The organism is Pseudomonas sp. HN2 (assembly GCF_020736465.1).
GTDB lineage: Bacteria > Pseudomonadota > Gammaproteobacteria > Pseudomonadales > Pseudomonadaceae > Aquipseudomonas > Aquipseudomonas moraviensis_A.
This window is the reverse complement of the sequence record NZ_CP085885.1, coordinates 3804748-3819069: the sequence shown is the minus strand read 5'-3', so window position 1 is coordinate 3819069 and position 14322 is coordinate 3804748. Positions and strand designations below refer to the sequence as shown.

At 60.7% G+C, this 14322-nt stretch carries 12 protein-coding genes; all 12 read right to left on the bottom strand.

Going from position 1 to position 14322, the window contains the following annotated elements; genetic code table 11:
* Positions 1–7 precede the first annotated feature (7 nt).
* The 12 genes from nuoI to LIS66_RS16615 all read right to left on the bottom strand — a co-directional run bounded on the left by nuoI (position 8) and on the right by LIS66_RS16615 (position 14265).
* The gene (gene nuoI / locus LIS66_RS16670) at positions 8–556 is read right to left on the bottom strand and encodes an NADH-quinone oxidoreductase subunit NuoI (RefSeq protein WP_016775283.1); all 549 of its coding nucleotides are present in this window, start codon (positions 554–556) and stop codon (positions 8–10) included.
* 11 nt (positions 557–567) lie between these two features.
* Positions 568–1575: an NADH-quinone oxidoreductase subunit NuoH gene (gene nuoH / locus LIS66_RS16665; protein WP_039763316.1), complete on the bottom strand. Its 1008-nt coding sequence runs from the start codon at positions 1573–1575 to the stop codon at positions 568–570.
* The gene (gene nuoG / locus LIS66_RS16660) at positions 1572–4286 is read right to left on the bottom strand and encodes an NADH-quinone oxidoreductase subunit NuoG (protein WP_227972611.1); all 2715 of its coding nucleotides are present in this window, start codon (positions 4284–4286) and stop codon (positions 1572–1574) included. Before nuoG ends, nuoH begins: the two co-directional genes overlap by 4 nt.
* A 136-nt stretch (positions 4287–4422) precedes the next feature.
* Entirely contained in the window at positions 4423–5778 is a 1356-nt protein-coding gene (gene nuoF, locus LIS66_RS16655; protein WP_042609212.1) for an NADH-quinone oxidoreductase subunit NuoF, read from the bottom strand.
* On the bottom strand, positions 5775–6272 hold the full coding sequence (gene nuoE / locus LIS66_RS16650) for an NADH-quinone oxidoreductase subunit NuoE (RefSeq protein ID WP_003223804.1): 498 nt from the start codon (positions 6270–6272) through the stop codon (positions 5775–5777). The genes nuoF and nuoE overlap by 4 nt, the downstream gene beginning before the upstream one ends.
* Positions 6273–6274: 2 nt before the next feature.
* A complete protein-coding gene (nuoC, locus tag LIS66_RS16645) occupies positions 6275–8059 on the bottom strand; it encodes an NADH-quinone oxidoreductase subunit C/D (RefSeq protein ID WP_227972610.1) in 1785 nt (594 codons plus the stop codon).
* Between the two features lie 69 nt (positions 8060–8128).
* Positions 8129–8803: a NuoB/complex I 20 kDa subunit family protein gene (locus tag LIS66_RS16640; RefSeq protein WP_016775278.1), complete on the bottom strand. Its 675-nt coding sequence runs from the start codon at positions 8801–8803 to the stop codon at positions 8129–8131.
* 10 nt (positions 8804–8813) lie between these two features.
* Positions 8814–9227, bottom strand: coding sequence for an NADH-quinone oxidoreductase subunit A (locus LIS66_RS16635; RefSeq protein ID WP_003223812.1), 414 nt, complete (start codon positions 9225–9227; stop codon positions 8814–8816).
* A 640-nt stretch (positions 9228–9867) separates the two neighbouring features.
* Positions 9868–11193, bottom strand: coding sequence for an isocitrate lyase (gene aceA / locus LIS66_RS16630; RefSeq protein ID WP_227972609.1), 1326 nt, complete (start codon positions 11191–11193; stop codon positions 9868–9870).
* Between the two features lie 474 nt (positions 11194–11667).
* A complete protein-coding gene (locus LIS66_RS16625; protein ID WP_042609214.1) occupies positions 11668–12429 on the bottom strand; it encodes a secretin N-terminal domain-containing protein in 762 nt (253 codons plus the stop codon).
* 248 nt (positions 12430–12677) lie between these two features.
* Positions 12678–13103, bottom strand: coding sequence for a GNAT family N-acetyltransferase (locus LIS66_RS16620; protein ID WP_016775275.1), 426 nt, complete (start codon positions 13101–13103; stop codon positions 12678–12680).
* Positions 13096–14265, bottom strand: a complete 1170-nt coding sequence (locus LIS66_RS16615; RefSeq protein ID WP_016775274.1) for a cupin domain-containing protein — start codon at positions 14263–14265, stop codon at positions 13096–13098. The genes LIS66_RS16620 and LIS66_RS16615 overlap by 8 nt, the downstream gene beginning before the upstream one ends.
* Positions 14266–14322 lie beyond the last annotated feature (57 nt).

Genomic DNA, 14322 nt, shown 5'->3' with positions numbered 1-14322 from the left:
TTCTTCCTTAAGGCAGCAAGCTCTTCACGTTGATCGGTTCGGCTTCGTTCTGCGCAGCGCCTTTCGGCTTGCCAGCGATTGCCATACCTGCAACACGATAGAAGTTGTAATCAGGGTTTTTGCCGGGGCCGGAGATCAGCAGATCTTCTTTCTCGTACACCAAGTCCTGACGTTTGAACTCGGCCATCTCGAAATCCGGGGTCAGCTGGATCGCGGTGGTCGGACAGGCTTCCTCGCAGAGACCGCAGAAAATGCAGCGCGAGAAGTTGATCCGGAAGAAGTCCGGGTACCAGCGACCGTCTTCGGTTTCAGCTTTCTGCAGCGAGATGCAACCCACCGGGCAGGCCACGGCGCACAGGTTGCAGGCTACGCAGCGTTCTTCGCCATCGGGGTCGCGGGTCAGGACGATGCGGCCACGGTAACGCGGCGGCAGGTAGACCTGCTCCTCGGGGTATTGCAGGGTGTCGCGCTTGCGAAAGCCATGGCCGAAGACCATGACCAGGCTGCGCAACTGGGTACCGGTACCCTTAACGATGTCGCCAATATATTTGAACATGGGTCAAATCCTCACTGAACCGCAACCGCAGGCGTGTTCAACAACACAACCGCAGCGGTCACCAGCAAATTGATCAGGGTCAGTGGCAGGCAGAATTTCCAGCTGAAATCCATCACCTGGTCATAACGCGGACGCGGGATGGAAGCGCGCAGCAGGATGAACAGCATGATGAAGAACGCGGTCTTCAGTGCGAACCAGACGAAGGACAGTTGCGGCAGGATGCCGAACGGACCGTGCCAGCCACCGAAGAACAGGGTGACCAGCAGCGCCGAGATCAGGATGATGCCGATGTATTCACCGACGAAGAACATGCCCCATTTCATACCGGCGTATTCAATGTGGTAACCGTCGGCCAGTTCCTGTTCCGCTTCCGGCTGGTCGAACGGGTGACGGTGAGTCACGGCGACGCCAGCGATGAAGAAGGTACAGAAGCCGAAGAACTGCGGAATGATGAACCACAGGTTCTGCGCCTGGTACTCGACGATGTCGCGCATGTTGAACGAGCCGACCTGGACCACGATGCCCATCAGGGCCAGGCCCATGAACACTTCGTAGGACACGGTCTGCGCCGAGGCACGCAAGCTGCCGAGCAGGGCGAACTTGTTGTTGCTCGACCAGCCGGCGAACAGCACGGCGTACACCGACAGACCGGCCATGGCGAAGAAGAACAGCAGGCCGATGTTCAGATCCGCCACGCCCCAGGTCGGGGTGATCGGGATGATCGCAAAGGCGATCAGCAGGGCGGACATGGCCACCACCGGTGCCAGGGTGAAGATCACCTTGTCGGCAAACGGCGGGGTCCAGTCTTCCTTGAAGAACATCTTCAGCATGTCGGCGGCGATCTGGAACATGCCGAACGGGCCAACGCGGTTCGGACCGTAACGGTCCTGCCACCAGCCCAGCAGGCGACGTTCGACAAAGCTGAGCAAGGCGCCCGCGACCACCACGGCCAGCAGGATCACGATGGCTTTGATGACCGTCAGGATCACATCGATCACTTCAGGGGTGAACCAGGTCATTGCGCTGCCTCCTGCAGACCGTCGACGGACACGCCGGCGAATGCCGGTGGAATGCCGGCGATGCCCGCAGGCAATGCCACCAGACCGGCGCCCAGTTCTTCATTGATGCGCAGCGGCAGACGCAGGGTCTGGCCGGCCACGTTCAGGCTCAGCATGGCACCGTCGTTGACACCGAGGCGGTCGGCTTCGGATTTCGCCAGAGCCACATATGGCGCCGGAATGCGTTCTTGCACCGGGGCGGCTTTCGACGAGTTCTCTTCGCTGCCGAACAGGTGGAAGAACGGCACGGCTTGCCAGGTACCCGGCGCCGGGTTGAAGGCACGCGGCGCAGCGGCGAACCAGTTCAGCGAATCGCCAGTGCTTTCGATCAGGCGTGTGCCCGGGTCGCCAGCGCGCAGGTGACCACCGACTTCGTCCTGGAACTTGTTCCACGCTTGTGGCGAGTTCCAGCCCGGCGACCATGCAAATGGCACCTGCTGACGCGGTTCGGCGGAGCCCGAGTAACCTTCCATGGAGAAGGCGAATGCGGTGTCCTGGTCTTGCGGGGTGCGCGGTTCGTGAACGCTGATGTCGGCGCGCATTGCGGTGCGACCGGAGTAACGCAGCGGCTCACGCGCCAGTTTCAGACCCTTGATGCGGAACGCAGCGGAAGGTGCAGCATCGACGATACGTGCCAGTTGCGCGGTGCTCGAGGCAACGGCAGCGGTGACGTGGTCGAGTTGCGTCCAGTCGATCGGCTGGTTCAGCAGGGTCGCGCGCAGGGCGTGCAGCCAGCGCCAGCCTTCGTGCACCAGAATGCTCGCGTCGAGGTATTGCGGATCGAAAACCTGGAAGAAGCGCTGGGCGCGACCTTCCTGGCTGACCAGCGTACCGTCGCCTTCGGCGAAGCTCGCCGCTGGCAGCACCAGGTGCGCGCGATCGGTGGTGGCGGTTTTCTGATGGTCGGCGACGATCATCACCTTAGCGGCGTTCAGCGCAGCATCGACCTTGGCTTTGGCGGTGCGGGTGTACAGATCGTTTTCCAGCACGACGATAGCGTCGGCCTTGCCATCGATGACCGCTTGCAGCGCGGCGTCGACCGATTCGCCACCGAGCATGGCCAGACCGAGGCTGTTGGCCTCCGGCACGATCAGGCTGATCGAACCGTTCTTCTCGCGCAGCTTCAGGGCCTTGGCGATGTTCGCGGCGGCTTCGATCAAGGCTTTGGAACCCAGCGAAGTACCGGCGATGATCAGCGGGCGCTTGGCGGCGAGCAGGGCGTCGGCGATGCGCTGCGCCAGCTCCAGGGCTTCTGCGTCCAGGCCTTCGACGGCCGGAGCACTGGCATCCAGCGCGTGAGCCACGGCGAAACCGATCCGTGCCAGGTCATCCGGAGCTGCGTGTACGCATTCTTCAGCGACGTCATCGAGCTTGGTTTCCGCCAGGCTGGCGATGAACAGCGGGTTCAGCGCGTGCTGGCCGATGTTCTTCACCGCCGCATCGAGCCAAGGCTGGACGCGCATGGCTTCGGCCATGTCTTCAGCCTTGCCCTTGACCGACTGACGCAGGGCCAGCGCCATGCGCGCGGCGGTCTGGGTCAGGTCTTCGCCGAGGACGAAGATCGCGTCGTGGTCTTCGATGTCGCGCATGTTCGGCACAGGCAGCGGGCTGTCGTTCAGCACCTGCAGGACCAGACGGATGCGCTCCAGCTCGGAGGCTTCGATACCCGAGTAGAAGTGCTCGGCGCCGACCAGTTCGCGCAACGCGTAGTTGCTTTCGAGGCTGGCACGCGGCGAACCGATACCGACGATGTTGCGCCCGCGCAGCAGGTCGGCGGCTTTGTCCAGCGCAGCGTCGAGGCTGAGCTTGGTGCCATCGGCCAGCAGCGGCTGACGTGGACGGTCGGTACGGTTGACGTAGCCATAACCGAAACGGCCACGGTCGCAGAGGAAATACTGGTTCACCGAACCGTTGAAACGGTTTTCGATGCGACGCAGTTCACCGTAACGCTCGCCCGGGGAGATGTTGCAACCGCTCGAGCAGCCATGGCAGATGCTCGGCGCGAACTGCATGTCCCACTTGCGGTTGTAGCGCTCGGAGTGAGTCTTGTCGGTGAATACACCGGTCGGGCAGACCTCGGTGAGGTTGCCGGAGAATTCGCTCTCGAGGGTGCCGTCTTCAACGCGACCGAAGTACACGTTGTCGTGGGCGCCGAACACGCCGAGGTCGGTGCCGCCGGCATAGTCCTTGTAGAAACGCACGCAGCGGTAGCAGGCGATGCAGCGGTTCATTTCGTGGGAAATGAACGGGCCCAGTTGCTGGTTCTGGTGGGTGCGCTTGCTGAAGCGATAGCGGCGCTCGTTGTGGCCGGTCATCACTGTCATGTCTTGCAGGTGGCAGTGACCGCCTTCCTCGCACACCGGGCAGTCGTGCGGGTGGTTGGTCATCAGCCATTCGACAACGCTGGCGCGGAACGCCTTGGATTCTTCATCGTCGATGGAGATCCAGGTGTTGTCGGTGGCTGGGGTCATGCAGGACATGACGATGCGACCACGGGTGTCGTTCTCGTCGGTGTACTGCTTGACCGCGCACTGGCGGCAGGCCCCGACGCTACCAAGCGCGGGGTGCCAGCAGAAATATGGAATGTCGAGGCCCAGCGACAGACATGCCTGTAACAGGTTGTCTGCCCCGTCGACTTCGAGCGCTTTGCCGTCTACGTGGATAGTGGCCATGGTTCAAAGGTCTTCGTTGGCCCGGTGTCAGCGGGCGTGGCTAATGGAATCTTGTTATGCGTCCGAATCCAAACAGCCCCGAAGGGCGTCATCGGACGAAAGGCGAAGGGCACGGACCCTTCGCCTTCTTAAGCGTTTACGCGCCGACTACGATCGGCCTTGCCAGAGGCGGGACGGCGGCGCTGACAGGCGCGATACCGGCTTCGAACTCTGGACGGAAGTATTTGATGGCGCTGCCCAGCGGCTCCACGGCACCCGGTGCGTGAGCACAGAAGGTCTTGCCCGGGCCAAGGAAACCGACCAGACCCAGCAGGGTCTCGATGTCGCCTGGCTGGCCCTTGCCTTGTTCGATGGCCATCAGCAGCTTGACGCTCCATGGCAGACCATCGCGGCACGGGGTGCAGAAACCGCAGGATTCACGGGCGAAGAACTGCTCCATGTTGCGCAGCAGCGAGACCATGTTGACGCTGTCGTCCACCGCCATCGCCAGGCCGGTACCCATACGGGTGCCGACCTTGGCGATGCCGCCGGCATACATTTGTGCGTCGAGGTGCTCCGGCAGGAGGAAACCGGTACCGGCGCCCCCCGGCTGCCAGGCCTTGAGCTGGAAGCCGTCGCGCATGCCGCCGGCGTAGTCTTCGAAGAGCTCGCGACCGGTGACGCCGAATGGCAGTTCCCACAGGCCCGGATTCTTGACCTTGCCGGAGAATCCCATGAGCTTGGTGCCCATGTCTTCGGATCCTTCGCGGGCCAACGATTTGTACCAGTCAACGCCGTCGGCAATGATCGCCGGCACGTTGCACAGGGTTTCGACGTTGTTCACGCAGGTCGGCTTGCCCCACACACCGACGGCGGCAGGGAAGGGCGGCTTGGAGCGCGGGTTGGCGCGGCGGCCTTCGAGGGAGTTGATCAGTGCGGTTTCTTCACCGCAGATGTAACGCCCGGCGCCAGTGTGGACGAACAGTTCGAAATCGAAACCGCTGCCCAGAATGTTCTTGCCCAGCAGGCCGGCCGCCTTGGCTTCTTCCACGGCACGGTTGAGGTGCTTGGCGGCGGTGGTGTATTCGCCGCGCAGGAAGATGTAGCCACGGTAGGTTTTCAGTGCGCGGGCACTGATCAGCATGCCTTCGATCAGCAGATGGGGCAGTTGCTCCATCAGCATGCGGTCTTTCCAGGTGTTCGGCTCCATTTCATCCGCGTTGCACAGCAGGTAGCGGATGTTGATGGATTCGTCCTTGGGCATCAGGCCCCACTTCACGCCAGTGGGGAAGCCGGCACCGCCGCGACCCTTGAGGCCGGCGTCTTTCACGGTCTGGACGATGGCGTCCTGATCCATGTCGGCGAAGGCTTTGCGCGCGGCGGCGTAACCGTTCTTGGCCTGGTACTCGTCGAGCCACACGGCTTCGCCGTCATCGCGCAGACGCCAGGTAAGGGGATGCGTCTCGGCCGAACGCTGAATGCGGTTGGCAGGACCGAAAGATGTCAGGGTCATACGTAGCCCTCGAGCAGTTTGGCCACGCCAGCAGGCTGGACATCGCCAAAGGTGTCGTCGTCGATCATCAGCGCCGGTGCCTTGTCGCAGTTGCCGAGGCAGCAGACAGGCAGCAGGGTGAAACGACCGTCGGCGGTGGTCTGACCCAGGCCGATGCCCAGATTGTTCTGGATTTCGCTGACCACCGACTCGTGGCCGCCGATGTAGCAGACCATGCTGTCGCAGACGCGAATGATGTGGCGGCCGACCGGCTGACGGAAGATCTGGCTGTAGAACGTCGCCACGCCTTCAACGTCGCTGGCCGGGATGCCGAGGATCTCGCCGATCGCGTACAGGGCGCCGTCCGGCACCCAGCCGCGTTCCTTCTGAACGATTTTCAGGGCTTCGATCGACGCCGCGCGCGGGTCTTCGTAGTGATGCAGCTCGTGCTCGATGGCCGAGCGCTCGGTTTCACTCAAGGTGAAACGGTCTGTCTGGATAAGCGTGCTGTTCATGCTTAGCGGTCCACGTCGGCCATAACGAAGTCGATACTACCCAGGTACGCAATCAAGTCCGCGACCATGCTGCCTTTGATCACCGAAGGGATCTGCTGCAGGTGCGGGAAGCTCGGAGTACGGATCCGGGTACGGTAGCTCATGGTGCCGCCGTCGCTCGTCAGGTAATAACTGTTGATGCCCTTGGTCGCTTCGATCATCTGGAAGGATTCGTTGGCCGGCATGACCGGGCCCCACGAAACCTGGAGGAAGTGCGTGATCAGGGTTTCGATGTGCTGCAGCGTGCGCTCTTTCGGTGGCGGCGTGGTCAGCGGGTGATCCGCCTTGTACGGGCCTTCCGGCATGTTGCGCATGCATTGATCGATGATCTTGATGCTCTGGCGCATCTCTTCGACGCGAACCATGCAGCGGTCGTAGGCATCGCCGTTGACGGCCAGCGGCACTTCGAATTCGAAGTTCTCGTAGCCCGAATACGGACGCGCCTTGCGTAGGTCGAAATCGCAACCGGTCGAACGCAGGCCGGCACCGGTGACGCCCCATTCCAGGGCCTCTTTGGTGTTGTAGGCAGCGACGCCGACGGTACGGCCCTTGAGGATGCTGTTCTGCAGGGCGGCCTTGGTGTATTCGTCCAGGCGCTTGGGCATCCACTCGACGAAATCCTTGACCAGTTTTTCCCAGCCGCGCGGCAGGTCGTGGGCGACACCACCGATGCGGTACCAGGCCGGGTGCAGACGGAAACCGGTGATCGCCTCGATCACCGTGTACGCCTTCTGGCGGTCGGTGAAAGTGAAGAACACCGGCGTCATGGCGCCGACGTCCTGGATGTAGGTGCCAAGGAACAGCAGGTGACTGGTGATACGGAAGAATTCGGCCATCATGATGCGGATGACGTCGACCTTCTGCGGCACCTTGATGCCGGCGAGTTTCTCGACCGAGAGCACGTACGGCAGGTTGTTCATCACGCCGCCGAGGTAGTCGATGCGGTCGGTGTACGGAATGAAGCTGTGCCAGGACTGACGTTCGCCCATCTTCTCGGCGCCACGGTGGTGGTAACCGATGTCCGGGACGCAGTCGACGATCTCTTCGCCGTCCAGCTGCAGAATGATGCGGAACGCACCGTGCGCGGAAGGGTGGTTCGGGCCGAGGTTGAGGAACATGTAGTCCTCGTTGGCACCGGAACGCTTCATGCCCCAGTCTTCGGGACGGAAACGCGCGGCTTCCTCTTCAAGCTGCTGCTTGGCGAGGTTGAGGCTGTACGGATCGAATTCGGTGGCGCGCGCCGGGAAGTCCTTGCGCAGCGGGTGACCTTCCCAGGTCGGCGGCATCATGATGCGCGACAGGTGCGGGTGGCCTTTGAAGTCGATGCCGAACATGTCCCAGACTTCGCGCTCGTACCAGTTGGCGTTCGGCCAGATGCTGGTGACGGAAGGCATGCTGAGGTCGCCTTCGGACAAGGCCACCTTGATCATCACGTCACTATTACGCTCCAGCGACATGAGGTGATAGAACACGGTGAAATCGGCGCCGGTCGGCAGCCCTTGACGCTTGGTGCGCAGACGCTCGTCCACGCCGTGCAGGTCATAGAGCATGACGTACGGCTTGGGCAGGTTGCGCAGGAAAGTCAGGACTTCAACCAGTCTGGCGCGGGCCACCCACAGCACCGGCATGCCGGTGCGGGTTGCCTGCGCGGTAAACGCTTCGGCGCCAAAACGGTTGTTCAGTTCGACGACCACATCCTGGTCGTCTGCCTTGTAAGGCGGGATGTACAGAGCACTGCCTGTAGTCATGGTTATTTTTTCGCTTTCGGTCAACGTAAAGAATGAAGCCAGCTTCTCGTTACTTGGAACAGAACTGGATCAGACTTCGTCAGGGCTGCGCAGATTGGTGACTGCGATTCGCTGTTCGCGGCGCTGTTCCTTCTGCGATGGCATGTCGGCGCGATACACGCCTTGATCACCAACGACCCAGGAAAGCGGACGACGCTCCTGTCCAATCGATTCCTGCAACAGCATCAAGCCTTGCAGAAATGCTTCCGGACGGGGCGGGCAGCCAGGTACGTAGACGTCCACGGGCAGGAACTTGTCTACGCCTTGAACCACGGAGTAGATGTCGTACATGCCGCCGGAGTTGGCGCACGAACCCATGGAGATGACCCATTTCGGTTCGAGCATTTGCTCGTAGAGACGCTGAATGATCGGCGCCATCTTGATGAAGCAGGTACCGGCGATAACCATGAAGTCGGCCTGACGCGGCGAAGCCCGGATCACTTCGGCGCCAAAGCGCGCGATGTCGTGGGGCGCCGTGAAGGCGGTGGTCATTTCCACGTAGCAGCACGACAGGCCGAAGTTGTACGGCCACAGGGAGTTCTTACGTCCCCAGTTGACCGCGCCACTCAGCACGTCTTCCAGCTTGCCCATGAAAATGTTTTTGTGGACTTGATCTTCTAACGGATCGGCAACGGTTTCCCGCTGGCCAATCGGATACTGCTCGTTAGGAGCATCGGGGTCGATCCTGGTGAGATTGTATTGCATTGCCAAAGCCTCATTGTTTCAGCTTCGCCTGCCGCTTGCGACGAGCTTCCGGAGCCCAGTCAAGGGCGCCCACTCGGAACAGGTAGACAAGACCTGCCAACAGAATTGCTATGAAAACGAGAGCTTCGACGAATCCGGTCCAGCCGCTTTCGCGGACGGACACAGACCATGCAAAGAGAAAGAGGGCTTCGATATCGAAGATCACGAAGAGCATCGCGACCAGATAGAATTTGGCTGAGAGCCGCAAGCGGGCGCCACCGGTAGGTAGCATGCCCGACTCGAACGGTTCGTTTTTGCTGCGACCCCAGGCTTTTGACCCGAGGAGGCTGGAGACGCCAAGCATGAAGGCACACAGGCCGACGACACCCAGAAGGAAAATGGCAAAGCCCCAGTTGTGGGCCATGAGTCCTGTCGCTTCGGGCATGCTGGTAATCCTTAACAGAGAGCAAAGGTCTCTGAGCTTGATAAAGAAATAAGGCAGTGACGATATGTCGCAGCAATCAATCGGGCTGATTTTATGGCTAAACACCCGGCAAGTAAAATTCCAAAGGCGAAATTATTTACCGGATTAAGGACATAGCGCTTGCTCAAAGCCCTGCGGCCCATGCGTTGCGGGCATTAGCCGGGTTTCCATCAATTATGTTTTGTAGGGTTTGTAACGAACATAGTTGCCGCTGAATGATAATTGATATCGTTTGCAGTGGTTTTGTAACTGTTTAACGAGTGAGTGGTTGGGAAGTTGTCTTACTTGCGCGTTACTGCAAGTAGCGAAGCCTACGGTTTTAGCGGAAATTTCTGACGCTTGTACCGCTTCAGATCAATGTTTCACGCCCACGCCACAGATCCACTGTAGGAGTGAGCCTGCTCGCGATGGCGGTCTGTCAGCCAGCACATGAGTTAACTGATAAACCGCTATCGCGAGCAGGCTCACTCCTACAGGGATTTGTGGTGTCCATCAAATCGAAAGCAAAAAAAACGCCCCGATCCAGTCGGGGCGTCAATCTTGCGGCTCTGCGGTTAGCTTTTGTTCGATCCGCAAAGGCCGTTTGCTCAGCGAAGCGCTATCAGTGGAACTGTTCTTCTTCGGTCGAACCGGTCAGCGCGGTCACCGAGGACGAACCGCCCTGGATCACGGTGGTCATGTCGTCGAAGTAGCCGGTGCCCACTTCCTGCTGGTGCGCCACGAAGGTGTAGCCTTTGGCGGCGTCAGCGAATTCCTGCTCTTGCAGCTTCACGTAGGCCGTCATGTCGTTGCGGGCGTAGTCGTGCGCCAGGTTGAACATGCTGTGCCACATGTTGTGAATGCCGGCCAGGGTGATGAACTGGTGCTTGTAGCCCATGGCGGACAGTTCGCGCTGGAATCTGGCGATGGTGGCGTCGTCCAGGTTCTTCTTCCAGTTGAAGGAAGGCGAGCAGTTGTACGACAGCAACTGATCCGGGTACTCCTTCTTGATCGCTTCAGCGAAGCGACGGGCTTCTTCCAGATCCGGCTTGGCGGTTTCGCACCAGATCAGGTCGGCGTACGGCGCGTAAGCCAGGCCGCGGGCGATCGCTTGATCCAGACCGGCACGTACCTTGTAGAAACCTTCCTGAGTACGCTCGCCGGTCACGAATGGCTGATCGTACGGGTCGCAGTCGGAGGTCAGCAGGTCAGCCGCGTTGGCGTCGGTGCGGGCCAGAATGATGGTCGGCGTACCGGCAACGTCAGCGGCCAGACGGGCAGCGGTCAGCTTCTGTACGGCTTCCTGGGTTGGCACCAGAACCTTGCCGCCCATGTGCCCGCATTTCTTCACCGAAGCCAGTTGGTCTTCGAAGTGAACGCCGGCGGCGCCCGCTTCGATCATGCTCTTCATCAGTTCGTAAGCGTTGAGTACGCCGCCGAAACCGGCTTCAGCGTCCGCCACGATTGGCGCGAAGTAGTCGATGTAGCCTTCATCGCCCGGGTTCTTGCCGGCTTTCCACTGGATCTGGTCGGCACGACGGAACGAGTTGTTGATGCGCTTGACCACGGTTGGCACCGAGTCAACCGGGTACAGCGACTGGTCCGGGTACATCGATTCGGCGGAGTTGTTGTCCGCAGCCACCTGCCAGCCGGACAAGTAGATCGCCTGGATACCGGCTTTAACCTGCTGAACAGCCTGGCCGCCGGTCAGGGCGCCCATGCAGTTGACGAAATCTTTCTCTGGACGGAAGGACGGCTTGGCACCCTGGGTCACCAGGTTCCACAGCTTCTCGGCGCCCATCTTCGCGAAGGTGTGCTCAGGCTGAACCGAGCCACGCAGACGGACCACGTCAGCAGCGGAGTAAGTGCGAGTCACGCCTTTCCAGCGCGGGTTCTCGGCCCAGTCTTTTTCGAGGGCTGCAATTTGCTGTTCGCGTGTCAGTGCCATGGAGATAAACCTCGTCGCGTCTTTTATGAAAAGTTGTTCTGCGGTGGAAAATTCCTGCGCTCGCTGACCAGAAGCCTGGTGGTCAAGTCGGATTCGGCGGGGTAGGCGACGGGATGAACGATGGGCTCGAGGGGAAGTGAGCAGGTAGTGGCGGACTGCGGGGCGCATGCGGGCGTCGTGGGCCTTCATACGGACAACAGCGTGAAGCCGGGTTACCTAAATACGCTTCCGTCCCTCGGGACAACTTCGTTCCAGTCGGTAACCTCGTCAAACACACCTTGTGGGCGGTACAGACACGAAACGGTTCGCGGGGTAGGTGCGAACGGCGCTTCGAAGGCCCTTGCCAGGGCCTCTGATTAGCGGGAGCGAGGCCATCATGCCCTCGCTTTTTCGCGTCGTCAAACGTTTTGTAGTGCTTTTTTTTAAGCACTACATATTTAGTCTGATACGACTAATCAGTCAGTTTTCGGTGCTTTAGTCCAGTGCGTCGACTTTGACCCGCAGAGTCATGTCATCGCGACCTTGAGTCGAGTAGCTGCGGGTCAGGCCCTGTTTGTCGGCCTGAGTCTGGCTGTTGACGCCGGCGAGGGTGATCCACTCACCGAGGCGTCCGGTGACGGTTGTGTCGGTACTCTGAACGTTCACTACATCGGGACGTTCCTGGCTCATGCGGTCACGGTTGGTACTGATCGCCAGATGAACGGTCTCGCCGGTGACGCTGGCGGTGACGTAGAAACCCTGGGTGACGTTGCGGTATTGAGTCTCGCTGCTGTAACCGCCGTAGGAATCGCTCTGGGTGTTGGTGATCGGCACACTCTGGCCGACCTGGATCAGCGCCGGAGTGCCTTCACTGGTCTGCACTTGCTGGACGCCGCCGTTGCGGCTGGTGGTGCTGCGACTGATGATCCGGGTCTGGTTCGGCTGGGCGCCGTTGACTGAATAACCTTCGTCGCCACGGCCATTGTTTTCGTTGGTGTCGACGGTGATCAGCAAGCGCTTGGGCGCGGTGTCGAGTTGTGCGAGCAAATCCTTCAGTTCTTGAATCTTGCCCGGCTCGGCCTTGACGATCAGTTGGTTGCCGTAAGCGCTGACCTGACCGTCCTGACCGATGAAGTCCTGCGCCACCGGCAGCATGTCGGCGCTTGTGTGGTATTTGAGAGGGACGATTTCTGTGGCTGCCAGCACCGAAAAACTGCAGCCGAGCAGCAGGGTGGTGAGCAGGGTGCGTAGGGACATTTCCGTTATCTCCGCGTTCGAAAGGCTTGATATTGCCAGTTTGTCGGCCCGGGGTGGGGCAAGTTGAATCGTAGACAGCAAAACGCCCCGGCATCGTTAAATGGCGGGGCGTCAGGAGATGATGTTGTGGCGAGGGAGCTTGCTCCCGCTGGGGCGCGAAGCGGCCCCGCTGTTGAAATCCAAAGCAGGGTCTGCTGCGCAGCCCGGCGGGAGCAAGCTCCCTCGCCACAGGGTTTGATCAGTGCTGCTCAGGCCGAATGCCGAACCATGTCGACATGCGGTATCCCGGCCTCGAGAAACTCCTCGCTGACCAGGCTGAAGCCCAGGCGTTCATAGAACGCCGTGGCCTGCACCTGAGCGCTGAGCTTCTGTTGCTTCAGGCCGCGCGCTTCGGCCTCGGCGATGACCGCTTGCATCAGCGCATCACCGACCTTCATCCCGCGCCAGTCTTTCAGCACCGAGACGCGGCCGATGTGCCCGTCAGGCAGCAAGCGGGCCGTACCGATGGGGAAGTCGCCTTCAAATGCCAGAAAATGCACAGCGGTCGCGTCATCCGCGTCCCACTCAAGCTCGGGCGGTACCGATTGTTCGGCGATGAACACCGTTTCACGAATGCGCCGGATCTCGGCGATATCCTTCTGCCAGTCTGCGACACGAACGCGAATTTTATTCATCAGCGAACCCCAGGCTCCCTTGCTTGACCAGTTCGCAGAGCAGGCTGCGACCGTCTTCATCGCTCAGCCACTCGCCAAGGTTGTCGGCGTGCAGGGCGTCAGCGGCACAGATCAGCTTCAGCAGCTCGCGCAGCTTGCCCGGCAGGTAACGGCTCTGGCCGCTGGCGAACAGCAGCAGATCGTCGTCGACTTCCGACCAGGCCAGGCGCGCGCTCGGGTTGCGGATCAGCACGGCGCCGTCCTGGAGGGCGGCGAGGAAGTCTTCTTCTTCGACGTCCTCCGGGCCAACAACCAGCTCCGGGTAGCGCGGCTCAGTCATGTACTGGCCGAACCAGGTCAGCAGCAGACGCTCGTCGCTCATGTGCTCGGCAAGCAGGCTTTTCAGGCGATCCAGCGCATCATGTTGAATCTGGTGCGGATCGACCGCCGGCTTGGCATCGGCATCGGTGTAGCGCTCTTCGTCGGTCAGGAACTGGCTGAGGAAGTCGGTGAAGTGGGTCAGCACTTCAGCGGCGCTTGGGGCGCGGAAGCCGACCGAGTAGGTCATGCAGTTGTCGACTGCGACACCGCAATGGGCCAGACGCGGCGGCAGGTAGAGCATGTCCCCCGGCTCCAGCACCCACTCTTCGGTCTCGTGGAATTCGGCGAGGATGCGCAGGTCGGCGTGTTGCAGCAGCGGGCTCTCGGAGTCGCACATCTGGCCGATTTTCCAGTTGCGCTTGCCGTGGCCCTGCAGCAGGAACACGTCGTAGTTGTCGAAGTGCGGACCGACGCTGCCACCCGGGGCGGCGAAGCTGATCATCACATCGTCGACGCGCCAGCTCGGCAGGAAGCGAAAGTTCTCGAGCAGCTCGCTGACTTCCGGAACGAATTGGTCGACTGCTTGCACCAGCAGGGTCCACTCTTTTTCCGGCAGTTTGCTGAATTCGTCTTCAGCGAACGGGCCGCGGCGCAGTTCCCATGGGCGCTCGCCATGTTCGATCACCAGGCGCGATTCGACTTCTTCTTCCAGGGCCAGACCGGCCAGTTCGTCGGCGTCGATCGGGCTTTCGAAGTCAGGAATCGCCTGACGGATCAGCAGCGGTTTTTTCTGCCAGTAGTCACGCAGGAACTCGCGTGCAGTGAGGCCGCCCAGAAGTTGAAGAGGAATATCGGAATTCATATGTAACCTATTGAAAAAAAGCACTTTTCAGACGGGAATAAAAACGCCCGGCGCGGC